Below are 22,152 nucleotides of genomic sequence, written 5' to 3'. Positions count from 1 at the left end.
ACTTTATTTTGATTACTTTCACCGCACAATAAGTAAGTTTTTATTCTATTGTCAGTCAAAACAGTATATTAAAAATTAAAGCTAAAAGTTTTTTATATGATACAAAAATTGCTTTTCAAAAACAATAAAAACAACATCAGGATTACTATGAACAAACTAATTATTAAAGGTGCCAGAGAGCACAATCTGAAAAACATCTCTGTCACGATTCCTAAAAATCAATTAACCGTTATTACCGGCGTTTCAGGCTCCGGCAAATCAACATTGGCATTCGATACGATTTATGCGGAAGGACAGCGCCGTTACGTTGAATCTTTGTCTTCTTACGCCCGCCAATTTTTAGGCATCATGGACAAACCCGACGTGGACAGCATTGAAGGATTGTCGCCGGCGATTTCAATCGAACAGAAAACAACTTCCAAAAATCCGAGAAGTACGGTCGGAACAGTCACTGAAATTTACGATTATTTCCGTTTGCTTTTCGCACGTATCGGAACGCCGTATTGTCCCGATCACAATTTAAAAATCGAATCACAGTCGCCCGAAAAAATCGCGGATTTGGTTTTTGCCGAATTCGAAGGACAAGTCACGATTCTCGCGCCGATCATCCGCAAGAAAAAAGGAACTTACCAGCAGCTGATCCGTGATTTGAATACCGAAGGTTTTACACGCGTCCGCGTCAACGGCGAAATTTACAGAACGGATGAAGAAATCGAACTTGAGCGCTACAAAATGCATGACATTGATATCGTCATCGACCGCATTGATGTGGATGACGAAAACGAGCGCTCCCGTTTGGTTGAAGCCTGCGAGCGCGCAACAGAAAGATCCGGCGGCCTGGTTTATGTTTTCGGAAAACCGAATTCCTACCGCAAAGAAAAAGGAACGAGAGGTTTATCTCAAAAAATTCTTAAAAAGAGAAGTGAACTTGATGATGATTCGTTTGAAGACAGTGAAGCCGACGCCGATGAAATCATTGAAGTGACTTATTCATCCAAAATGGCTTGTCCCGAATGCGGTTTAGCTTACGAAGAATTGCAGCCGCGCATGTTTTCATTCAACAGCCCGTTCGGCGCCTGTGCCGAGTGCAACGGTCTTGGTTTTAAGATGGAATTTGATGAAAACTTGATCATTCCGGATCGCAGTCTTTCAATTGCCGAGGGCGCCGTTGCCGTTTACCGCAATTATTTTGACGGTTACAGACAGCAGCATTTGGCGTCTGTTGCCAAGCATTACGGTTTCTCGGCGCTCACACCGATTAAAGATTTGACGGAGGAGCAGTATAACGCTTTGATGTACGGCTCGGATGATAAAATCAAATTCAATATGAAAATGAATAACGGCGAATTCAATTATACGTCAACGAACAAATGGGAAGGCGTTTTGCCGCAATGTATTCGACTTTATTCTCAAACCGAATCCGATTACCGCCGCCAGGAATTTGAGAAATTCATGCGCGTTTCCAAATGCCCGACCTGCGAAGGCGACAGGCTGAGCAAAAAAGCGTTGTCGGTTAAGATTGACGGTTACAATATTATTGACATTACAAAATTATCGGTTGACGATGCAATCGATTTCTTTGACAATATGCCGCTGACGGAAAAGCAGGAGGAAATTGCGCATTTGATTTTGAAAGAAATTCAAACGCGTCTTCATTTCTTGAGTCAGGTCGGTATCGGCTATTTGACGATGTTCAGAAATTCGGGAACGCTTTCGGGCGGTGAAGCTCAGAGAATTCGATTGGCAACTCAGATCGGCTCGAATTTGACGGGTGTTTTGTATGTTTTGGATGAGCCGTCGATTGGTTTGCATCAGCGCGACAATAATAAATTGATTGAAACGCTTCGCCATCTTCGTGATTTGGGAAACACGCTTGTCGTTGTCGAACACGATGAAGATACGATTTTAAATGCCGATTATGTTATTGACATGGGACCGGGCGCGGGTGTTGCGGGCGGCCATGTTGTTTCGGCGGGAACGCCGGATGAAATTCTGAATGATTCGGAATCGCTCACGGGACGTTATTTGTCGGGAACCGAGTTTATTCCGATTCCGACGGATCGCAGGACTTCGGATGCTTTTATTCGATTGAAAGGCGCTAAAGCGCATAATCTCAAGAATTTGTCTGTTGACATTCCGACGGGCGTTTTGACGGCTGTGACGGGCGTTTCCGGATCGGGCAAATCGACTTTGATTTATGATACGCTGTATCCGGCTTTGATGCATATTTTTTATCATTCAAAAATGGAAGGAGGCGAATACTCGTCGCTTCAGTTTGACACGAAAGTGGACAAGGTGATTGTGATTGACCAGGATCCGATCGGCAAAACGCCGCGCTCGAATCCGGCGACGTATACGAAAATCTTTGACAAGATCCGTGAAATTTATGCGAGCACAAAGGAAGCGAAAGTGCGCGGCTACGCAGCGGGGCGTTTTTCGTTTAACGTGAAAGGCGGGCGCTGTGAGGCGTGTCAGGGCGACGGGATGATCAAGATTGAAATGAACTTCCTGCCTGACGTTTATGTGGAGTGTGAGGAGTGTAAAGGAACGCGCTACAATAAGGAAACGCTTGAAGTGAAGTATAATGGGAAATCGATTGCGGAAGTCTTGAATATGACGGTTGCCGAGGCTTTGGAGCATTTCCAAAAGGTGCCTTATATTCACGATAAATTGGATACGCTTGCGCGTGTCGGTTTGGATTATATCAAACTCGGACAGAGTTCGACAACGCTTTCGGGCGGTGAGGCGCAGCGTATTAAATTGACGCGCGAGCTTTCGAAGAAGGCGACGGGAAAGACAATTTATTTGCTTGACGAGCCGACGACGGGTCTTCATTTCCATGATGTCAAAAAATTGATTTCGGTTTTGAACGACCTTGTTGAGATGGGCAATACAGTAATTGTGATTGAGCACAATTTGGATGTGATCAAATGCGCCGATTATATCATTGATATGGGTCCTGAAGGCGGAAATGACGGCGGCGAGATCGTCTCGAAAGGAACGCCCGAAGATGTCATCAAGAGCAAAAAAAGTTATACGGCGCAATATTTGAAGCCTGTTCTTGAAAAAGCGGTGAGGATTCCGAGAACGACGCTGAAAGAAGAATATGAAGAGGAGAAGAGGAATATTTCAAAAGGAAAGACTTCCAAAACGACGGCTTCAAAAACGACCGCAGCAAAAACAACTGCTTCAAAAACACAAACAAAAACAACCGATGCAAAAACAGCGGTTTCAAAAACAACTTCAACAACTTCAAAAGCTGCTGCTTCTAAGAAAGCTTAAACTGTTTTTAAAAAAGGTGTTTTTAACACCTTTTCAACTTTTTTTCAATCTTTTTTTTCAACCATTTTCAATCTTTTTTTCAAATTTCAACCAAACCCAAACATCCAATTTTCAAAATCGGTGAACCTGAACGCCCGATAAAACCCTAATTTTAATTTTTGAATTTCATTGAAAAAAGGCGTTCCATTTTGAATAATTTTGATAAAAAAAGATGTTTCAATTTGTTTTAGATTGAATAAAAGTTCAAAAACCGCCCCTCCAACGACGCGTTTCCGAAGCGCAGTGGAGGAAAGAAGGAGTTGGAGATTCTTTCCCGTACGAAACGAAAAACAAAAAACAGTCAGATTTATCAGATGCGTGTCAGTTCCGGCCGAGCCTGCCGATCTGCAACTGTCTTTTTAGAATTGTCGCTGCCGCGCGCGAATTGTCCCATTTTAATTTAGTTTTTAAAAATCGCCCCTCGTTTTTATTTTTGTTTTCAACCGAACCCAAACATCCAATTTTCAAAATCGGTGAACCTGAACGCCCGATAAAACCCTAATTTTAATTTTTGAATTTCATTGAAAAAAGGCGTTCCATTTTGAATATTTTGATAAAAAAAGATGTTTCAATTTGTTTTGAAATTGAAATCAAAAGACAAAATTCCGCCCCCTCCAACGACGCGTTTCCGAAGCGCAGCGGAGGAAAGAAGGAGTTGGAGATTCTTTCCCGTACGAAACGAAAAACGAAAAACAGTCAGATTTATCAGATGCGTGGCAGTTCCGGCCGAGCCTGCAAGTCTGCAACTGTCTTTTAATTATGCTGCTGCCAATCAGATTTGCGCTTCCGCTTGCTTCTGCTCATTTAAATCGTAATCCGTTCGCATTCGAGAACGTGTCGCTGTTACCTACTGGTTTCTATTTCCGCTTATCGATCCGGTTTGCGCCGCGGTTGCCATGCAGCTGCCGCCGCCGCGCGCGAGCCGCACCCATTTTAAAAATAAATAAAAACGAACTCCAATTTTCAAAAAATACAAAAAAACAAACTGCAATCTCTCAAAAAAATAAAAACAAAAAAATCAAATGACAAATTTACTTTTTAATTTTGACGACAACGTTTGTATCAACTACTAAGTCATCCGCCTTTTTTTTCAATTCGTCGGGAAGTTTTTTGTTCGAAACATCATTTCCCATCATTAAAAAGGCAGCATTTTGCTCTTTTCGGATTTGAACGGATGCAAAAACAGAATAAAACGGCGTCGTATCGGCAGCGATTTCCGTCTTCGTTCTTTTTTGGCGAAGCGTTTTATTCAGCTTTTTGAAATATTTTCGAACCTTTTTAATTGTCTTTTTATTCTTCATTTTATTTTTCATTTGAATCCCGTTAAGCGGTTCTTTTATATGTATTTGAAAATAAGACGATATTAACTTATTTAACTTTGGGAATGGAAAACATATGACTTGCGGATGTCAAAAAGATGCCGAAACAGCATCAACGGAAATTGTAATTCAAACGATGAAAATTTTAGCAGACCAAATCAAAGAAACGGCGGAAGCGGTTTCCCGAAAAAGCATTTACGATATGCTGACAACGCTTTTAACCGCCAAAGAAAAAGGAAACGCTGTTTTTGTTGTCGGCGCCGGTCGCTCCGGTCTCGTCGGCCGCGCTTTTGCAATGCGCCTCATGCACATGGGATTTAACGCTTACGTCATCGGCGAAACAGTCACGCCCGCCGTTCGAGAAAACGATGTCGTGGTTGCAATTTCCGGCTCGGGAAATACAAAGTATGTCGTGGAAGTCTGCAAAAAATGCAAACGCGTCGGCGCACCTGTTATTTCTTTGACATCCAAAGACGAATCCGAATTAAAAGAACTGCCGTCTCTAAATGTCGTATTGCCCGCCAAATGTAAAGACGATGCTTCAGGCGGCTCGGCAAAAACGCCGATGGGAACTTCATTTGAAATATTGGCGCTTGTCTTTTTGGATTCCGTTATTATGCAGCTTATCGAATTAACAGGCGTGACCGAAGATGAAATGAAAGCGCGCCATGCCAATACCGAATAATGATTCAATTTTAATTATTCAATTTTTCAGAGGAAAAACATGTCAAACATTCAATTTTCACAAGGCGTTTCAAGCATCAACATTTCCGGTATCCGCAAACTTTTTGAAGCCGCCGGCCCGAATGCGATCAACTTAGGCATCGGCCAGCCCGATTTTGATACGCCGAGTAATATCAAAGCCGCAGCCGTCAAAGCTATCGAAGACGGTTTTACGGGATACACCGCAGGTCTCGGCATTCCCGAACTTCGAAACGCAATCAGCGACAAATTCAAACGCGAAAACGGTTTTGAAGTCACTTCCGACCAAATTATGGTCACGTCAGGCGCGTCAGAAGCGCTTTACATTACGGCCGCTGCTTTAGTCAGCCCGGGCGATGAAGTTTTGATTCCGAATCCGGGATTTTTAGCTTACAAATCCATTGTCAATATGCTCAACGGCAAAGATGTCAGCGTCAAGATGAAAGAGGATTTGACAATTGATCCGAATGATGTTTTGGAAAAAATCACGCCGAAAACAAAAGCGTTGATCCTGAATTCTCCCGGAAACCCGACCGGCGCCGTGTCTTCCAAGGAAGATATCAAAGCGCTTGCCGAAATTGCCGAGGATAAAAACATCACCATTATTTCCGATGAAGTTTATGAATATTTCATTTATGAGGGATCTCATACGAGCCCCGCGCAGTTTTCCGACAACGTTGTGACGGTCAACGCGTTTTCAAAGAGTTATTCGATGACGGGATGGCGTGTCGGTTATTTGGCGGCCAAAGGCGATTATGTCGGCCAGATTTTGAAAGTGCATCAATATTTACAGGCCTGCGCCAGTTCAATCGGTCAAAAAGCAGCACTTGAAGCCATCACGGGACCGCAGGAATCTGTGACGATTATGAAAAACGAATTCAAAGAAAGACGTGATTTTCTAATCAAAGGATTGCATGAAATCGGAATCAATTGTGTGACGCCTCAGGGCGCTTTCTATGCTTTCCCCGAAGTCAAAAACTGTGATGAAGCGGCGGCAACTCTTTTGAAAAATGATGTTGTCGTAACACCCGGAACGGCGTTTGGTGAAAACGGAAAAGATCACATTCGTATTTCATACGCTTCTTCGATGGAAAATATTGAAAAAGCGCTTAAAATTATGGAAAAAGTTCTTTGAATTGAACTTTTCTTCTTTTTCTTTCTTATCTTTAATTCGGGTTTCGTTTTTCAATTTTTTTATTTTTGTGTTTCGTTTTTTCAAAATTTTTAATTTTAGTTTCGTTTTTTCAATTTTTTTATTTTTAATTTCGTTTTTTCAATTTTTTTTCAAAAATTTCGTGTTTTGTTTTATTTCATGTTTTTAAAGATTGGGCGGGTCGCGCGCGGCCGCTGCCGATGGTAACTGTATCGCAGCAGCAGCAATGCGAACCTGACGGCAGCGACACTTAAAAAGACAGTTGCGGACGAGCAGGCTTAGCAGGAGCCGGCAGCATTAAAAGACAGTTGTAAGAGTGGCAGGCTTAGCATGTGCCGAACACAACTGAAAAAGCTGACAGTTTTAAGTTTTTATTTTCGCACGGGAAAGAATCTCCAACTCCTTCTTTCCTCCGCTTGCGTTCCGGAAATGCGTCGTTGGAGGAGGCGGTTTTTGAAATTTAATTCAATTTAAAATGAATTGAAACATTGTTTTTATCAAAAATATTCAAAACGGAACGCCTTTTTTTATCGAAGTCTGAAAATTTAAGATTAAGGTTTTATCGGGCGTTCAGGTTCACCGATTTTGAAAATTGGATGTTTAGGTTTCATCTGAAAAATAAAATAAAAACAAAGAACAAGTTTGAAAATCAAACAAAAAATGAAGCAATTTGCGCGCGCAGCGGCAGCACAAACAGCCCGATAATTGCTTTCTTATTCACTTCTGTTTATTTCTCAAAAGTCAGTATCTTCTTAACTTTTTGATAACAATCTTCAAACAACTCTTGATTGCCGCCGCCCAGGTTTATGATTTTAAAATGATATTTGTCCGCGAAATTTTGAATATTTTCTTCAACATGAGGCGTATAATGAAGTCCGGTTTCGAGATTGGCAACTTGTTTGTAACCCGATGCTTCAAACATATATTTGTTCAGTTCAAACATTTGCTCATCCGTAAATCCGCCCGCCGCCTGCCCGAATCCGAAAAAACCTTCGGCAGAATAAGACGCGTACATCGGCGTCAAAATAAAAGTGCCGACGCCGTTGAAACTTTTCAGAACTTTGGCGTATTCTTCGCGCCCGCCAAGCGCGCCGCCAATGCAGTCGTCAATGATAATGCCGTCTTTGTCCCGAAGAATGATGACGGGGCAATTTTCATTTTTAAAATCGCTTTCAACATCTGCTAAAACATTGCCGCAAAGCCCGTAAAATAAAAGGATTGCATCTGCTTTGGGGATAAAAATCGGCAGGTCTTCATAAACGCGTTTTTTCAAAAGTTTCGGTGTTTCATGATATCCTAAATCCAATTGCCAAACGACAAGCGTCAGAGAATTGTTTGAGACGGGAAAATCGCGGTTTAAATCCGGCAAATCTTCAACTTTTTGAACAAAACGATAAGAAATGCCGAGACTGTCCAACTTTTCAATAAACTCGACGTGCTCGCCGTTTTCAATCACGACAACATCGGAAATATCCGGATCATTCTGAATTAAATAAACGATTTCATCCTGAAGCATTTTGCAGGCTAAAATACCCATTATGGCCATATTTACACGCTCCGCCGGCTGAATAAAATTTCAGCTTTTGTCGGTTTTAGGCCACTCTCTTCGTTTTAACATCGTTTTAACATCGTTTAACCGTTTTACATCGTTTTTACAACAAACATTAAACAAAAAGGCGTTAATGATACTTGAAGTTATTTTAAAAAATTATTTCATAGGAAAACGAATTGAAATAAAAGAAATGAAAAAAGAAATGAAAAAAAGAAATGAAAATAAGAATGGAAGTAAAAACAAAAACAAATGGAATGAAGTTTGTTATCAACTTCAAACCGAACAGCTTTTCTCAGAGATTTGATTTTTCAATTTTTGATAACACTCATCAAACACTTTTTGATTGCCGCCTTCCAAATCGAAAATTTCAAAGTTATATGTATCGGCAAATCGTTTCAAAGGCTCTTCCGTATCTTTTGTATAATGGAGTCCGGTTTCCAGCCGGGCGATTCGCTTATAATTGGAAGATTCAAACATGAATTTATTCATTTCAATCATCTGCTCTTCGGTAAAGCCGTTTCTGTCTCTGCTGTGATTGAAAAATTCATCCGTCGTCGCTTCGTACATCGGCGTGAAAATAAAAGTGCCGACACCGTGAAAACTGCGCAGCAAATTCAAATATTGGCGGCGTCCGCCGAGAGTTGCGCCGATACAGTCATCTACGATTTCGCCTTCGGGATCTCTGAGAATAACAACGGGGCAAACGTCTTTGAAATCGTCTTCAACGTGACCCAAAACATTACCGCAAAGACCGTAAAGCAGGTAAATGCCGTCGACTTTCTTCGCAAAAATTTCCAGATCTTTATAAACTTCTTCTTTCAAAAGTTTCGGTTTTTCATGAAGCCCGAGCTCTAAATTCCAAACAATTAGAGACAAGCCGTCTTCATTTTGATTATTTTTATTATTTTGATCATTTTGGTCGTTTCGATCATTTCTGTCGTTTAAATCCGGAACAGAATGAATCATCGGCGCAAGCGAATAAGAAATGCCGTTTTCATTTAATTTTTGAATAAATTCTTCATGCTCACCGTTTTCAATAACGGTGATGTCTTTGATTTCGGAATCGTTTTGAATCAAATAAATGATTTCATCTTGAAGCATTTTGCAGTTTAAAATGCCGATAACTGCCATATTTTCACCTCTCGTTTTGAAGATATTACAGATAAAAACAATAACGGAAATTTGTCAAATAAAATTGATTTTTTCGTTAAGAAACATTCTCTTTGAAGATTAATAAAGTTTTTGAAGTTTTTTCAAATAGCTCGGCTGAAAATAAGATAGCTGATTGACGTATTCTGCCTTTATCGGATAGATACCGATACCGTTGAAATAATAAATATTGCCGTTGCGGAAAACCGTCAAAGCTGCGGAATCGGCAGTTTGTTGATAGATAAAGCCGTTACTGTTGCAAAGGGAAAAGGATACAAACAGATTATTGTCGGGACAGCCGATTGCGGGATAAAACAAATACGTTTTTACGAGAAGAACGGTTTTGTGAAATACAACATAAAGAAGAATTACTTTACCGATATTTACGATACCCCGATCTATGAGAATGGCGTTCAGCTAAAGGATATGGTAATGCTGAAGAAAGAAATAAATACGGATTACAATACAAGAGTAATAGATGATACGGAAATATACAGATTCGGATATTGAGACGATTTATGAGATAGTGAACGATGCGTCAATCGCTTACAAAGGTCATATTCCGGCAGACCGTTGGAAAGAACCTTATATGCCGATGGACGAACTGAAACATGAGATCGGCGAAGGGGTCGTTTTTTACTGTCTGGAAGAAGACGGGGAAATATGCGGAGTTATGGGCGTGCAGGATGTGCAGGATGTCAAATTGATACGCCACGCTTATGTACGCACCAATAGGCGGAAAGGTGGAATAGGAACGCAATTACTCCATTATTTGACCAATGATTCGGAGAAAACTATCCTGATAGGCACTTGGAAAGATGCTACATGGGCGATAGACTTCTATCTGAAAAACGGATTCAGGCAGGTTTCGGAGGAAGAGAAGAATGTTCTTTTGAAGAAATACTGGAATATCCCGGACAGGCAGGTGGAAACATCCGTTGTTCTGACGAACGATAAATAAAAGAAGTTATAACCCTAACCTCTCGTTTTGAAAAAATAAGGGACAAAAAATAACGGAAATTTATCAAATGAAATTGATTTTTTCGTAAAGAAACATTCTCTTTGAAGATTAATAAAGTTTTTGAAGTTTTTTTCAAATAAATCGGCTTAAAAATAAGATTGCCGATGCGTTGCAACAATATCAATAACAATTGTTTTGGCCGGATTTTTTGAGTCCAAAAAACGACGGTGTGTTTTAAGTTAATTTTTTAAAAAAATGAGCGAGTCGCGCGCGGCGGCGGACGGCAGCGGCAATGCAAACCTGCTTGGCAGCGGAAACAGAAATCCATAGGCAGCAGCATTAATTTAAAGACAGTTGCAAATTTGCAGGCTTGGCAGGAGCCGACAGCAGTAAAAGACAGTTGCAAGAAAACACTTTTTCGGAGCTGAAAGCAGCTGAAATAAATTTGACTGTTTTTTGTTTTTATTTTGTGCGGAAAGAATCCGCCAAGTCTCGTTTCCTCGCTGCGCTCGGAAACTCAACTTGCGGGAGCGGTTTTTGAAATTTAATTCAATCTAAAACTCAATTGAAACATCGTTTTTCATCAAAATTATTCAAAAGCGGAACGCCTTTTTTTATCAAAAATCAAAAAATATAAATTTAGGATTTTATCGGGCGTTCAGGTTCACCGATTTTGAAAAATGGATGTTTGGGTTTTTCTGAAAAATAAAACAAAAACGAGGTTCGGGTTTAAAAATCAAATAAAAAATGGAGCAGCTCACGCGCGGCGACGGCTCAAACAAAAAAATCGAAAAAGAAAAATAAGAAAAATAGAAAAGAAAAACAAGAAAAATCGTCAGAGATATTCTCTCGGATCAACGATTTCTCCTTTCAATGCCGCTGCCGCAACGCTTGCGGGCGACGCTAAATAAATAAATCCGCCTTTTCCCATTCTGCCTTTAAAGTTGCGGTTGGCGGTTGAAATGCAGTTTTCGCCTTCGGCAATAATTCCCTGATGCGCGCCGAGACACGGACCGCAGCCGGGCGTAATGAAACTGACGCCGGCTTTGACAAGCGTTTCATAAATACCGCTTTGAACGGCTTCCAAAAGAATCGTTCTTGAAGCGGGCGCCGCAATTGTTCGAACAGTGACTTGTTTGCCTTTCAAAATGTCGGCGGCGATTGCCAAATCTTCTAATCTGCCGTTTGTGCAAGTGCCGAGAAACGCCTGATCAATATGCGTTCCGGCGGCTTTGCTGACGGGAACAACATTATCAACTTCGTGCGGGCAGGCAATCTGCGGTTCAATGTCGTCGGCGTGATAACTGACTTCTTTGCAGTAAACTGCATTTTCATCCGCGTAAATCGGTTCAAAATCGGCTTGAGAACGGTTTTTCAAAAATTCAAAGGTTTTCTCATCCGGCGGAACAATGCCCGCCTTTGCGCCCATCTCAATCGCCATATTGCAAAGCGTCATTCGTCCAGAGACGGACAAATCCGTAATGGCATCGCCGTAAAATTCAACGGCTTTGTAAGTGGCGCCGGCAATTCCCGTTTTGCCGATGAGATAAAGCGTCAAATCTTTGGCATAAACGCCGTCGTTTAAAGTGCCGTCGACCGTCATTTTAATCGTTTCGGGAACTTTAAACCAAAGTTTTCCGGTCGCAAAAATTTCGGCCATATCGGTTGCGCCGACGCCGGTTCCAAACGCGCCGAATGCGCCGTAAGTACAGGAATGGGAGTCGGCGCCGACAATTAATTTTCCGGGAAGCGCAAAACCTTGTTCGGGAAGGACCTGGTGGCAAATTCCTTCGCCGCCTTCATAAAAGTGAGAAATTTTTTGTTCCTTAATCCATTCGCGAATGTCTTTTTGAAGACCGGCTGCAACATCCGTGCTTACCGGAACCAAATGATCGAACGGAATAACAATTCTTTCCGAATCCCAAACCCTTCCGACACCCATTTCCCGAAAAGATTTGACGGCCAAAACGCTCGTGCCGTCGTGCGCCATTGCATAATCCACATTTGCCGAAACAAAATCGTTCGCTTTTGCGTCGGTTCCGGCCGCGCGGCTGAATATTTTTTCACTGATTGTTTTCATGAAAAACGCCTTTGTTTTTATTAATTAAATTAAAAATTGTTGAAAGAGATTTTTCTAAAAATTTTCAAAAATTTGAAACAATTTTAAAATTCCAAAATTTCAAAATTTCAAAATTTCAAAATTTAAAAATATTTTCATTAAAGTTCTATGCTTTCATTATCAAAAGCATAAAAAAGTATTGTTGTTTGAGATTTGAACTTCAAATATTTATAATATCAATTATATATTAAAAATTATGTCAAACTACAAGCCCGTAAACACAGACAACTTAGCCGATGAAATTTCAAATGACAAAGCTGCTCAAATCATCAATTCTCAGGATTTGAAATCCGATCAATTTAAAAAACTGACGCCGGAAGAAGAATCGATTATTTTGTATAAAGGAACCGAACCTGCTTTTTCGGGAACTTTGCTGAACAATAAAGAAAAAGGCATTTACACCTGCAAAAGATGCGGCACGGCGCTTTACCGTTCGGAAGACAAATTTGATTCCGGGTGCGGCTGGCCGAGTTTTGATGATGAAATTCCCGGCGCAGTCAAAAGAGAAAAAGACGCCGACGGATTCCGAATGGAAATTCTTTGCGCCAATTGCGGCGCCCATTTGGGTCATGTTTTTGAAGGCGAATATATGACTTCAAAAAACACCCGCCATTGCGTGAATTCTTTGTCATTGGAATTTGAACCGGATGAAGAAAAGAAATAAAGTAAACGAAAACATAAACAAAATAATAACAAAAACACAAACAAAACATAAACATCCGATTTTTGAAAAACGTTGAAACCCGAACGCCCGATAAAATCCTAATCTTTGTTTTAGATTTGGATAAAAGAAGGCGTTCCATTTTTGAGAATTTTGATAAAAATGATGTTTCAACCTATTTTTAATTGAATTAAATTTCAAAAGCCGCCCCCTCCAACGACGAGTTCCCGAAGCGTAAGCGGAGGGAAGGAGGAGATGGAGATTCTTTCCATACAAAATAAAAACACAAAAATGTTCTAATTTTTAGTTGCATTTGATTCCTGCTGAGCCTGCCAATCTGCAACTGTCTTTAAATGTTGCTGCTGCCTTCAGGTTTGTGCTGCCGCTTGCCGGTCAGGTTTGCGCTGCAATTGCCGCTGTCGGCAGTCACAGCAGCTGCTGCCGCGCGCGAACCGCACCAAATTTAAAATAGAAACAAAACAGACCTCGGTTTTCAAAAATAAAAATAAAACCAATTCCCGTTTTTTAAACAAAAACAATTCCTTCAAAAAATGCAAAAAGAAAATTAATTGCAAATAGAATTAAAAATATAAATAGATGTAAAGCCAACTTTCCTTTTGTAAAGTATACTTTCCATAATTATCAGATTTGATTTCCGGAATCAAATACAAGAGATAAAATATGAAAAACAGATTAGAAGAGCTCCGAAAACAAAAAGGAATTAATCAAGAAGAACTGGCGTCTGCTTTGGAAGTTTCCAGACAAACCATCGGGTCGCTTGAAAACGGGCGCTACAATCCGTCCATTATCCTCGCGTTTAAAATCGCGCGGTATTTTGAAACGGATATTGAAAGCGTTTTCATTTACGAGGAGGAGTAAAGTTTGAAAAAATTAATCAATCAATCGTTGACATTCATCGGCCTTTTATTGATAATTGTCGGCATCATCATCGCTTTCTTTGGAAAAGCGCATATTCACATCCGTTTCATTCGCCCCGAATTTGTTCCATGGGTAATGATTTTTTGCGGAATCATTTTGATTGTTATTGGTGTTACGGAACTGTTGACATCACGTTTGAAAGCTGACAGTCCAGAAGAAATCAAACAAATAGAAATTGAAAAAAAAGATGAAAGAAATATTGCAATCGGAAACGCAGCAAAAGCGCGAGCATATGAACTCATGAGCGTATTATTTGCCTTCGTTTTAATTGCACTGGCACTTTTGGATTACATCAATACAAGAGCGTTTTTCATATTGGTTACGCTTTTCTTTGTCTGCCAGATTTATTTCGTCTACCGTTTGTGGAAATATGAAAAAGAAATGTGAACAAAATTCTTTTCACTCATTTTTAGGATTTCGTTGTTGCCCGAAATATAAAAATTAAACTTTTATTCCCATGCAACTTACGGTTTTAATTTGGACATGTCTTCAGGATCTTCCAAACAAAAAGAAGCCGCATCTAACTGCCGAACTTTGCTTAAAATAAAATCGCCGACTTCTTTGGTTGAATATTTGCCGCCGAGATCAGGCGTCACAATTTTATCATGAATGGCGGCGGACACGGCGCGGTTTACCAAACACGCTTCTCTTTTTTTGCCCATCCATTCAAACATCATTTTCAAACTGAGAATCGCTGCCATCGGATTCGCGATTCCTTTTCCGGCGATATCGGGCGCGCTGCCGTGAACCGGTTCAAAAAAGGCCTGATTGTCACCAAAATTCGCGCTCGGCGCAAGACCGATGCTTCCGAGAAGAACGGCGCCGAGATCGCTTAAAATGTCGCCGAAAAGATTTGTCGTAACGACAACATCATATTTTTCGGGAGTCATAATCATGTCATAAGCAAAAATGTCTACCAACTTATCCGAAACGTTCACGCCTTTTGATTCAGCCGTTTGTTTACAAGAGTCTAAAAATAATTTATCGGATTTCAAAACATTGGATTTATGAACGACGGTCAAACTGTTTTTGCGTTCCGCGCCCGCCGCCAAATTTGACGCAAACGCTGCAATTCTGACAGACGCTTTTTTCGTAATGACGCGCGTCGTCGTTGATTTTTCATCGCCGATTTCTTCAATTCCTGAATAAAGGCCTTCCGAATTTTCACGGACAATAATCATGTTGACGTCGCTTTCTTTTCGATCTTTTATTTTTAAAAGCTTGTAAATTCCGGGAATCGGCAGAATCGGGCGGATATTTGCGTAAAGATCCAATTCTTTTCGGATTCTTAAAAGAACGCTTTTGTAAGACGGATCGATAACAGTCGTAATGGCGCCGAACAAAATTGAATTACACGATTTAAGAACAGCAATATCTTCATCAGTTATGGCAGAGCCTGTTCGCTCCCATTTTCCGAAACCGACTTCAACGGGAACTTTCTCAATTCCCCAATCATATGTTTCATTGAAATAATCCAAAATAGCAACCGCTTCGGGAATCACTTCTTTTCCGATGCCGTCGCCTTCAATAATTGCCGTTCTCATTCATTCACCCGATTGCAATTAGATAAAATAATTAGATAAAATAATTAGATAAAATAATTAGATGATTAAATTGCTAATTTAAATTACTAACAATAACTCAATTAATTTGGCGCGTTTTGCTTCTTACGATGCTCGACAAGCCCGCCGTCGTTTAAAATCTCTAACAAAAAATCGGGCAATTTTCCCGTCGGATATTCGCGAACATCTTCGGGACTGTCTTTCGGAAAGACGCGAATAATGCTGTTTTCCAAATCCACTTCAACCGTGTCGCCGTCTTTTGCGTCAACATCTGCTTCAATAATCAAAAGCCCGATGTTTATCGCATTTCTGAAAAAGATGCGGGCGAAATATTTCGCGATAATGCATGAAACGCCGGCATATTTTAACGCAAGCGGCGCCTGTTCGCGGGAAGAGCCGCAACCGAAATTGTCGCCGGCAACAATCACATCTCCTTTTTGAACATTTTTCGCAAAATCAGGGTCGATGCCTTCCATCGCGTGATCGGCAAAAACCTGCATATCCGTCGTTCGAAGATATTTTCCCGGAATAATCACATCGGTATCAATGTCGTCTCCGAATTTCCAAACTTTTCCTTTGAATTTTTTTTCCATAAAATCACAAAATCATTTTTAAAAATAATTCAATTTTTCTTTTCAATCATTTATTCAATCTCTTTGAAGGATTAAAATAATTTTGCTCATGAAAACCTGACGGCTGCCGCTTACAAAAAAATAAATTAACCGAACTGGAAGAGGTGTTTGTTTGCAGAGGGAGAGAGGTGTTTGTTTCCGGCGGGAGGGAGGTGTTTGTTTGCAGAGGGAGGGAGGTGTTTATGAAAAAATCGCAAGCGATTTTTTGCGGCTCCCGCCGCGCGCGAGCTGCACAAGTATTTAAAATTGAAAAAAAAAGCAGATCGCATTTATTAAAATTGAAAAAAAGCAGACCGCGTTTTTGTATTATAAAAATAAAAGAAGCAGAAAAATAAAAAAGAAAAAAGAGAAAGAGAATCTTTCTCCCGATTCCTGTTTTTAAAACAAACTTAATAATCCGTCAACTTTTCTTCTTCGTACAAAGGATGATCCGTTGCTGACATGTAGAAACGGGTCGTCCATACCGTTACGGCAACGGACAAGAACAAAGTGACAATCATCTGAACAATTGATATAATGAGAGTCAGCCAGAAACTCAGTACGCCGACAATCGACAATACTTGGAAAACCGTCGTAACAACCACAGTGATTGCCCAAATCAGAATGATGAAGACAAGAACATTCCAGAAATTCTGCTTTAAAACCGCGTATGACTTTTTATAAGCGCCAATAACGGAAATATCATCAACGACGATCGCATACGAAACGAAATAGAAAAGAACTGTCAGGATAACGGAATAAATGAATGTCAGTAAAAAACCGATCAAAAGCGGAACAGCGAATGAAAGAATAATCGAAAGGAAAGCGTCCGGATTATTCACCATCGAATCAACAATGCCTTCAAGTGTATATCCCGAATTCAAATAAACATAAATTAACGGAATCCAGAAAATAACTGCAACGAGTTCCAATATAATCATCAAAATCGTTGAAAGAAGCATGCGGATGGCAAATTTATTTCCGTATTTGAACATATCCGAAAAATTTGTGCTTCCAAAAGCAATCGCCTCTTTTGCCATACCGATCCATCCGGCCGTCAAATAGCAGGAAAGAAGAATGACAGCAATCAAAAAGATCAAAAACGACGCGCCGATATAGAGCAGATTTCCGGCTTCTAAAAATACAACGAACGAAACGGACCAAACAATCGCCAAAACAAAACTGATCAAAGCAAGAATGACCACCGGGGCGAACAAAATAGGATTTCGGGATAAATTCTTCCATCCTTTTGTAAAAGTATCACCAATATTTTCCATTGAAAATCTCCTCAAATATATGAAATATGTGAAAATATGAAATGTATAAAATTTGAATGACAAATCGCATTCAACAAGTAAAATAGGCAATACATTATAAAAACTTGTATAACAAAACCGTCAAGTTTCAAAACTTATTAAAATTTATCAAAGTTTAGTAAAACGGAAAAAAAGCAAACAACAAACAGCAAACAGCAAACAACAAACAACAAACAGCAAACAGCAAACAGCAAACAGCAAACAGCAAACGGCAAACAGCAAAACGGAAAATGCCAAAAGAGTTCAGCAAATCGCAGCCGTCTCTTTTTTGGTCAAAATGATATAAAACCGCGTGACCCAAATGTTCAGCGCCGCCGCCGTAAAAATCAAAAGAATCAAATGAACGGCAAGCCCGATAAAAGACGGAAAACCGAAATAATTTAACGCCGCGGTAAAAAGAATACTGATGAAAGTGGTCAGCGACTGAATAACGGTTATCAGAAAAATAAAAGAAATGATGCGAATCGGTCGTGTTCGAAGCAATTTAAAAGATTTTCGATAGCTTTTGAAAACCGACAGATCGTCAATGACGATAATGTATGAAACAAAGAAAAACATAAAAGAAACGAGTATCAGATAAATTGCAGATGCGAAAACGGCAATCAAAACAGGAACCGCCAAAGTTTCAAACATCGGCAGCAGCAAAGACGGATCATTGTTCAAAGCGTCGATCACATAGTCCGCATCGTATTCAAGACCGCCGAATTTGTTTAACACAGGTTTCCAAAAAATGGCGGAAACAGATCGAATCAGCATGATAAAAATGGTCGCCGCCATTAATCTGAATGAATATTTTTTTCCGTATGAAAACAGATATTTAAAATTCGTTGAACCGGATTCAACCGCTTCTTTTGCCATTCCGATTGAGCCGGCATTGACAAATGAATAAATAAAAAAGATCAAAACAAGAAAGCCGATAAGAACATACAGCAAAGTTCCGAATCCGAATTTCTCAAAATCCAATAAAAGAAGAATAAATGAAACGCCCAAAACAATCGTCGCGAAATAGTAAATAACGGACGGCACGAATAAAACAGGATGTTTTTTCAAAATCCTCAAGCCGTTGACAATCGTAATGAAAGCGTTTTCTGCCATAAATTTACCCGACTTTACTTGACTTACCTGATATGTATTTGAAAATTAAAACAAACGAATAAAAAACTGACAAACGAATAAAAAAACTGACAAACGAATCAAAGAATAATTAAAAGAAAGAAAAGAAAGGAGATAATCCTTTCTTAAATGATTTTTGAATTATTCTAAATTGAATTATTCTAAAATACCGTCTTCGATTTCGGAATATTCAGAATATTCTTCGTAAACAATTTCTTCGACAACTGTTTCATCCGTTAATGCGTAATACATACGAACGCCCCAAACGGTTGTAAGAGCCGTCAATCCTGCCGTAATTATGATATTAATCAAAATTCCTGCAATCGCGCCGATAAAACCGAACGGAATCAAACCGAGAATACTCGTAATGATCCCGACAACAAATGAAACGGCAAACGTAATGACGAGGATGAGCAGAACAAAAATGAAGACATCCGCTTTGTTTTCCTTAAAGATATTGTAAGATTTTCTGAAACTGTCAATGACACCCATTTCATCCACAACAATTGCGTATGCTGTAAAGTAAAACATCAGAACAAAAAGGACAGTTATGACAACCACGAGAATCAGCAGCAGCAACCCGAGAAGAAGAGCAAATACAAGAGCTCCGCCTGAACCTGTTGCGGCAATTCCGAAAACCAAAATCATGTAAATGGCAGTCAAAAAACCGGCGGGAATGCAAAGAATGATTATAAAAGCAATTGTGTAGAGAAGCATTCTGAAAAAGTATTTAAAACCGTTAGAGAAGAAATCTCCGAATTTTGTCGTTCCGGTCAAAGTGACTTCTTTTGCCATTCCGGTTAAGCCGGCGCTGATAAATGATGAAAGGACAAGCATTATAATAATTGATACGAAATAGATCAAGGCGAAATTGGCATAATCAAATGCGTCGAAGTTTATTGATTCAAACATATTGATGTCCATTGAACCGGAAGAGCCGGTTAGCATGATGGCTGATTCAAGATCGCCAAACATAGCCCAAATCAACACAATTGAAAAAACAATTGCAAGAATCGCGGATAATAAACCGGGAATAAAAAGAACGGGGTTGGCTTTAAAATCTTCCCAACCGCCTGACATTATTGCGTTAAATGAAATCATAAATACTACCATTTATTTTGAATGTTTTATAGAATTATAAAATAAAAATGAATACTTTAGAAATGAATAAAACTATGAAATACCGCTGTCACAAATACAAAACGGTAACTGAATTTACTAATTATTTATATAAAAACTATACTGATGATATAATCGGATAAATGAATCGGCAACAAAAAACCATTCAAAATAAAGCAAATCAAAAGCAAGTAAAAATGAAATCAAAAGCAAGCAAAAACGAGATCAAAAGCAAGCAAAAATAAATCCAAAACATTTTAGATTTGAAAAATGATAAGCCGACGCCGCGCGCGAACTGCCGCATTTTTATTATATTTTCAAATCGCGGGCACATACAAAAATAAAAAACAGAAGAAAAAAAGGAAAATCCTTTCTTTCATTGTTTATTAATTCATTTTTTTAATTTTTTAACTTTATAAATTTTGAAATTTTGGAGAAAATTTATTCTTCGGTAATTTCCGCATATTCGACGTAAGCGACGCCGATAACATCTTTTCCTGCCAATTCAATGAAGGCGTGAATTCCCCAAGCAGCGATAAGCGCTGTTATTGCTGACGTGAAGATCAAGCTGACCAAAAGAGCAATGAAAACGCCGACAACCGGAATAAAGTCAAGAACGACGACAAGAATATTTGTCAGAAGAAGAAGAATAAAGTTAATGACAACCATTGCTAAAACGAAGACAAAAACATTTTTCTTATTGTCCATGAAAAGGTGGTAAGATCTCTTGAAACTGTCAATGACGCCCATGTCTTCAACAATGATAATATACGGAACAAAGTAGAAGAACAAGCTGAGAAGAATTGCTGCAATAAAGATCAGGAGCAAGAAGAGGAAAGAAACCACCGCGATTGTCGTTGTGCCGGCTGTAAGACTGCTCACGACAAAACCCATAATGACCGCAAGAATAATGATGGGTATGCCGATAACGAGACTCAGGAGAATTGTATAAAGGATAAATCTCAGGAAATATTTGGCGCCGTAAGTGAAAAGATCACCGAATTTTGTCTTTCCGGTAACGACTGCTTCTTTGACCATGCCTGTTAAACCGGCTTCAATAAAAGCGGAACAAACAAACATGAGAATGAGCGCTACAAAGAAAATCAGGAAGAAATGACCGAAATCAAATGCTTCAAAATTGATGGAGTTCAGATATGTGACCATATCAACGCCGGATGTGAGTGCGGTAGTTGCTGCGGCATCAAGGTCGCCGGCCAGTGCCCAAGCAATGGCAAATATAAATACGAACGAAAGAATTGCAGACAATATACCGGGAACCAAAAGAATCGGATTGGATTTTAAATTTTTCCAGCCCGCTGATAAAATTGTACTTAATGAAAACATACGATATCACCGTTATTTTGAATTTTTATAGTTATTATTTATTTCAAATTTTACGATTCAAATTTTTAAATTGAATTTTTATTTTGATTTTTATATTAAATCATTTAATATTGAAATAATGAAAAATAATAACCTGCGATCGCGATTGAAAATTCAATTGAAGTCGCGTGATTATTACCAAATATTAATAAATCAGCATGATGAAAAAGCTGTAATAAAATCTTTAACGCACGCTGATAAACAATTATACAACGAAGTTAAATAAATATATATCTATTAAATTAAAACAATAAAATACAAAAAAATGTGAAAACGATAGAATTTAAAGATTCATAAGAAATAATTATGAATCAAATAAAAATAAAATAAAAATAAAAATGGGAGACGGTTTGGAGATTTAATAAAAATAGAGGTGCTCGCGCGCGGCGGCGACTTCTGTGACGGAAACCTGACAGAAAAGCGGAAAAGCAGAAAGCGGCAGCGGAAACAGGAATCTGACTCCGACTGCAAACAAACACCTCCCCCCTGCAATCTGAAAAACAGTTGCAGATCGGCAGCTTTAGCCGGAGCCGAACATGGCTGAAAAATCTAAACGAAAATAAATACACTAACGGAAGCTGTAAAATTATGACTAATCAAATGAAAGGCGAAATATTTGTGATTGCGCATTGTCTTTTGAATCCGCTTGCGCGTGTTAAAGGCATTCGGCAGCCTGAGCCTTTTGAGACAAAAAATAAAAGAATAATTCAGCTTCCGTGTCCGGAATTGATTTACGCCGGACCTGACCGCGGGAAAAAAGCGAAGGAAGATTATGATACAGTCGATTATCGCTGCTTTTGTCAACAACTGTTTTTGCCGTACGCCGATATGATTGAAATGTTTTCAAAAGAAGGATATTTAATTTCAATAACAGGCGTTCCGAAAAGTCCGTCCTGCGGCGTTTTTACGACAAGCATTTTGCCGCAGGAAATTCGTTTGTCTTCAGAAAATCAAGTCGCTGAAGGATAGGGTGTCTTTTTTGAAGAAATTGAAAATGAATTAAATCGAAGACAAATTCCGTTCAAAATGAATGAATAAGTAACAAATAATGAAGAAGTAACAAATAATCAAAAAAATAAACAAATGAGTTCTGTTTTTGATGTGTTCTGTTTTAACACATTCTTTTTTGACAGTTTTGATTTTTTAGAGCTCTATATAATGTTTTTGATTTT

Annotated in this window: 24 protein-coding genes; 13 read left to right on the top strand and 11 right to left on the bottom strand. The window is 39.3% G+C overall.

The window, feature by feature from the left end; genetic code table 11:
* Positions 1-147 precede the first annotated feature (147 nt).
* The gene (uvrA, locus tag MmiHf6_RS01945) at positions 148-3,282 is read left to right on the top strand and encodes an excinuclease ABC subunit UvrA (RefSeq protein WP_316558033.1); all 3,135 of its coding nucleotides are present in this window, start codon (positions 148-150) and stop codon (positions 3,280-3,282) included.
* 299 nt (positions 3,283-3,581) lie between these two features.
* Positions 3,582-3,725, top strand: a complete 144-nt coding sequence (locus MmiHf6_RS01940) for a hypothetical protein (protein WP_316558032.1) — start codon at positions 3,582-3,584, stop codon at positions 3,723-3,725.
* A gap of 627 nt (positions 3,726-4,352) precedes the next feature.
* On the opposite strand, the gene MmiHf6_RS01935 is transcribed toward MmiHf6_RS01940, so the two are convergent.
* Positions 4,353-4,634 (bottom strand): hypothetical protein, encoded by a 282-nt coding sequence (locus tag MmiHf6_RS01935; protein WP_316558031.1) that lies wholly within the window; start codon positions 4,632-4,634, stop codon positions 4,353-4,355.
* Positions 4,635-4,716: 82 nt separating this feature from the next.
* Here MmiHf6_RS01935 and hxlB point away from each other — a divergent pair, with 82 nt between their 5' ends.
* Positions 4,717-5,325, top strand: a complete 609-nt coding sequence (hxlB, locus tag MmiHf6_RS01930; RefSeq protein WP_316558030.1) for a 6-phospho-3-hexuloisomerase — start codon at positions 4,717-4,719, stop codon at positions 5,323-5,325.
* A gap of 39 nt (positions 5,326-5,364) precedes the next feature.
* A complete protein-coding gene (locus MmiHf6_RS01925; RefSeq protein ID WP_316558029.1) occupies positions 5,365-6,477 on the top strand; it encodes a pyridoxal phosphate-dependent aminotransferase in 1,113 nt (370 codons plus the stop codon).
* A 745-nt stretch (positions 6,478-7,222) separates the two neighbouring features.
* Here the strand turns inward: MmiHf6_RS01925 and MmiHf6_RS01920 are convergent.
* Positions 7,223-8,041: a DUF1638 domain-containing protein gene (locus tag MmiHf6_RS01920; protein ID WP_316558028.1), complete on the bottom strand. Its 819-nt coding sequence runs from the start codon at positions 8,039-8,041 to the stop codon at positions 7,223-7,225.
* A 136-nt stretch (positions 8,042-8,177) separates the two neighbouring features.
* Between MmiHf6_RS01920 and MmiHf6_RS01915 the strand changes: the two genes are divergently transcribed.
* On the top strand, positions 8,178-8,351 hold the full coding sequence (locus MmiHf6_RS01915; RefSeq protein WP_316558027.1) for a hypothetical protein: 174 nt from the start codon (positions 8,178-8,180) through the stop codon (positions 8,349-8,351).
* On the opposite strand, the gene MmiHf6_RS01910 is transcribed toward MmiHf6_RS01915, so the two are convergent.
* Positions 8,321-9,178, bottom strand: a complete 858-nt coding sequence (locus MmiHf6_RS01910) for a DUF1638 domain-containing protein (protein WP_316558026.1) — start codon at positions 9,176-9,178, stop codon at positions 8,321-8,323. The genes MmiHf6_RS01915 and MmiHf6_RS01910 overlap by 31 nt on opposite strands.
* 150 nt (positions 9,179-9,328) lie before the next feature.
* On the opposite strand from MmiHf6_RS01910, the gene MmiHf6_RS01905 reads away from it, so the two are divergent.
* Positions 9,329-9,706, top strand: coding sequence for a GNAT family N-acetyltransferase (locus MmiHf6_RS01905; protein WP_316558635.1), 378 nt, complete (start codon positions 9,329-9,331; stop codon positions 9,704-9,706).
* Positions 9,675-10,157, top strand: a complete 483-nt coding sequence (locus MmiHf6_RS01900; protein ID WP_316558025.1) for a GNAT family N-acetyltransferase — start codon at positions 9,675-9,677, stop codon at positions 10,155-10,157. The genes MmiHf6_RS01905 and MmiHf6_RS01900 overlap by 32 nt, the downstream gene beginning before the upstream one ends.
* 247 nt (positions 10,158-10,404) lie before the next feature.
* Here MmiHf6_RS01900 and MmiHf6_RS01895 read toward each other — a convergent pair whose 3' ends face one another.
* Positions 10,405-10,563 (bottom strand): hypothetical protein, encoded by a 159-nt coding sequence (locus tag MmiHf6_RS01895; RefSeq protein WP_316558024.1) that lies wholly within the window; start codon positions 10,561-10,563, stop codon positions 10,405-10,407.
* Positions 10,564-10,992: 429 nt separating this feature from the next.
* Entirely contained in the window at positions 10,993-12,237 is a 1,245-nt protein-coding gene (locus MmiHf6_RS01890; protein WP_316558023.1) for a 3-isopropylmalate dehydratase large subunit, read from the bottom strand.
* 235 nt (positions 12,238-12,472) lie between these two features.
* Here MmiHf6_RS01890 and MmiHf6_RS01885 point away from each other — a divergent pair, with 235 nt between their 5' ends.
* The 4 genes from MmiHf6_RS01885 to MmiHf6_RS01870 all read left to right on the top strand — a co-directional run bounded on the left by MmiHf6_RS01885 (position 12,473) and on the right by MmiHf6_RS01870 (position 14,263).
* Positions 12,473-12,940: a methionine-R-sulfoxide reductase gene (locus MmiHf6_RS01885; RefSeq protein ID WP_316558022.1), complete on the top strand. Its 468-nt coding sequence runs from the start codon at positions 12,473-12,475 to the stop codon at positions 12,938-12,940.
* Positions 12,941-13,244: 304 nt separating this feature from the next.
* Positions 13,245-13,409 (top strand): hypothetical protein, encoded by a 165-nt coding sequence (locus tag MmiHf6_RS01880; RefSeq protein ID WP_316558021.1) that lies wholly within the window; start codon positions 13,245-13,247, stop codon positions 13,407-13,409.
* 209 nt (positions 13,410-13,618) lie between these two features.
* Positions 13,619-13,816: a helix-turn-helix transcriptional regulator gene (locus tag MmiHf6_RS01875; RefSeq protein WP_316558020.1), complete on the top strand. Its 198-nt coding sequence runs from the start codon at positions 13,619-13,621 to the stop codon at positions 13,814-13,816.
* A gap of 3 nt (positions 13,817-13,819) precedes the next feature.
* Positions 13,820-14,263 carry a hypothetical protein gene (locus tag MmiHf6_RS01870; protein WP_316558019.1) on the top strand — a complete coding sequence of 148 codons (444 nt, stop codon included), beginning with the start codon at positions 13,820-13,822 and terminating at the stop codon, positions 14,261-14,263.
* 77 nt (positions 14,264-14,340) lie between these two features.
* Here the strand turns inward: MmiHf6_RS01870 and MmiHf6_RS01865 are convergent, their stop codons facing one another.
* Positions 14,341-15,420, bottom strand: a complete 1,080-nt coding sequence (locus MmiHf6_RS01865; protein WP_316558018.1) for an isocitrate/isopropylmalate dehydrogenase family protein — start codon at positions 15,418-15,420, stop codon at positions 14,341-14,343.
* A 101-nt stretch (positions 15,421-15,521) separates the two neighbouring features.
* Complete coding sequence (locus tag MmiHf6_RS01860; RefSeq protein WP_316558017.1) at positions 15,522-16,031, bottom strand: 3-isopropylmalate dehydratase small subunit; 510 nt, start codon at positions 16,029-16,031, stop codon at positions 15,522-15,524.
* A 143-nt stretch (positions 16,032-16,174) separates the two neighbouring features.
* Between MmiHf6_RS01860 and MmiHf6_RS01855 the strand changes: the two genes are divergently transcribed.
* On the top strand, positions 16,175-16,405 hold the full coding sequence (locus MmiHf6_RS01855) for a hypothetical protein (protein WP_316558016.1): 231 nt from the start codon (positions 16,175-16,177) through the stop codon (positions 16,403-16,405).
* Between the two features lie 54 nt (positions 16,406-16,459).
* Here MmiHf6_RS01855 and MmiHf6_RS01850 read toward each other — a convergent pair whose 3' ends face one another.
* From MmiHf6_RS01850 to MmiHf6_RS01835, 4 genes are all read right to left on the bottom strand, one after another.
* Positions 16,460-17,326: a DUF7847 domain-containing protein gene (locus MmiHf6_RS01850; RefSeq protein WP_316558015.1), complete on the bottom strand. Its 867-nt coding sequence runs from the start codon at positions 17,324-17,326 to the stop codon at positions 16,460-16,462.
* A gap of 282 nt (positions 17,327-17,608) precedes the next feature.
* Positions 17,609-18,460, bottom strand: a complete 852-nt coding sequence (locus MmiHf6_RS01845; protein ID WP_316558014.1) for a DUF7847 domain-containing protein — start codon at positions 18,458-18,460, stop codon at positions 17,609-17,611.
* Positions 18,461-18,634: 174 nt separating this feature from the next.
* Positions 18,635-19,579, bottom strand: coding sequence for a DUF7847 domain-containing protein (locus MmiHf6_RS01840; protein WP_316558013.1), 945 nt, complete (start codon positions 19,577-19,579; stop codon positions 18,635-18,637).
* 459 nt (positions 19,580-20,038) lie between these two features.
* Positions 20,039-20,941, bottom strand: coding sequence for a DUF7847 domain-containing protein (locus tag MmiHf6_RS01835; protein ID WP_316558012.1), 903 nt, complete (start codon positions 20,939-20,941; stop codon positions 20,039-20,041).
* 627 nt (positions 20,942-21,568) lie between these two features.
* Here MmiHf6_RS01835 and MmiHf6_RS01830 point away from each other — a divergent pair.
* Positions 21,569-21,949 carry a hypothetical protein gene (locus MmiHf6_RS01830; protein ID WP_316558011.1) on the top strand — a complete coding sequence of 127 codons (381 nt, stop codon included), beginning with the start codon at positions 21,569-21,571 and terminating at the stop codon, positions 21,947-21,949.
* Positions 21,950-22,152: the final 203 nt, after the last annotated feature.

It is taken from the genome of Methanimicrococcus hongohii, assembly GCF_032594095.1.
GTDB classification, from domain to species: Archaea; Halobacteriota; Methanosarcinia; order Methanosarcinales; family Methanosarcinaceae; genus Methanimicrococcus; species Methanimicrococcus hongohii.
This window is presented reverse-complemented; position numbering and strand designations above follow the sequence as displayed.

Coding starts and splice junctions, on each gene's coding strand:
- MmiHf6_RS01875 (WP_316558020.1), top strand. CDS start 13,619: ATGAAAAACAGATTAGAAGAGCTCCGAAAACAAAAAGGAATTAATCAA.
- MmiHf6_RS01915 (WP_316558027.1), top strand. CDS start 8,178: ATGATACTTGAAGTTATTTTAAAAAATTATTTCATAGGAAAACGAATT.
- MmiHf6_RS01910 (WP_316558026.1), bottom strand. CDS start 9,178: ATGGCAGTTATCGGCATTTTAAACTGCAAAATGCTTCAAGATGAAATC.
- MmiHf6_RS01885 (WP_316558022.1), top strand. CDS start 12,473: ATGTCAAACTACAAGCCCGTAAACACAGACAACTTAGCCGATGAAATT.
- MmiHf6_RS01850 (WP_316558015.1), bottom strand. CDS start 17,326: ATGGAAAATATTGGTGATACTTTTACAAAAGGATGGAAGAATTTATCC.
- MmiHf6_RS01860 (WP_316558017.1), bottom strand. CDS start 16,031: ATGGAAAAAAAATTCAAAGGAAAAGTTTGGAAATTCGGAGACGACATT.
- MmiHf6_RS01890 (WP_316558023.1), bottom strand. CDS start 12,237: ATGAAAACAATCAGTGAAAAAATATTCAGCCGCGCGGCCGGAACCGAC.
- hxlB (WP_316558030.1), top strand. CDS start 4,717: ATGACTTGCGGATGTCAAAAAGATGCCGAAACAGCATCAACGGAAATT.
- MmiHf6_RS01840 (WP_316558013.1), bottom strand. CDS start 19,579: ATGATTTCATTTAACGCAATAATGTCAGGCGGTTGGGAAGATTTTAAA.
- MmiHf6_RS01925 (WP_316558029.1), top strand. CDS start 5,365: ATGTCAAACATTCAATTTTCACAAGGCGTTTCAAGCATCAACATTTCC.
- MmiHf6_RS01830 (WP_316558011.1), top strand. CDS start 21,569: ATGACTAATCAAATGAAAGGCGAAATATTTGTGATTGCGCATTGTCTT.
- MmiHf6_RS01920 (WP_316558028.1), bottom strand. CDS start 8,041: ATGGCCATAATGGGTATTTTAGCCTGCAAAATGCTTCAGGATGAAATC.
- uvrA (WP_316558033.1), top strand. CDS start 148: ATGAACAAACTAATTATTAAAGGTGCCAGAGAGCACAATCTGAAAAAC.
- MmiHf6_RS01900 (WP_316558025.1), top strand. CDS start 9,675: ATGATACGGAAATATACAGATTCGGATATTGAGACGATTTATGAGATA.
- MmiHf6_RS01935 (WP_316558031.1), bottom strand. CDS start 4,634: ATGAAAAATAAAATGAAGAATAAAAAGACAATTAAAAAGGTTCGAAAA.
- MmiHf6_RS01865 (WP_316558018.1), bottom strand. CDS start 15,420: ATGAGAACGGCAATTATTGAAGGCGACGGCATCGGAAAAGAAGTGATT.
- MmiHf6_RS01835 (WP_316558012.1), bottom strand. CDS start 20,941: ATGTTTTCATTAAGTACAATTTTATCAGCGGGCTGGAAAAATTTAAAA.
- MmiHf6_RS01845 (WP_316558014.1), bottom strand. CDS start 18,460: ATGGCAGAAAACGCTTTCATTACGATTGTCAACGGCTTGAGGATTTTG.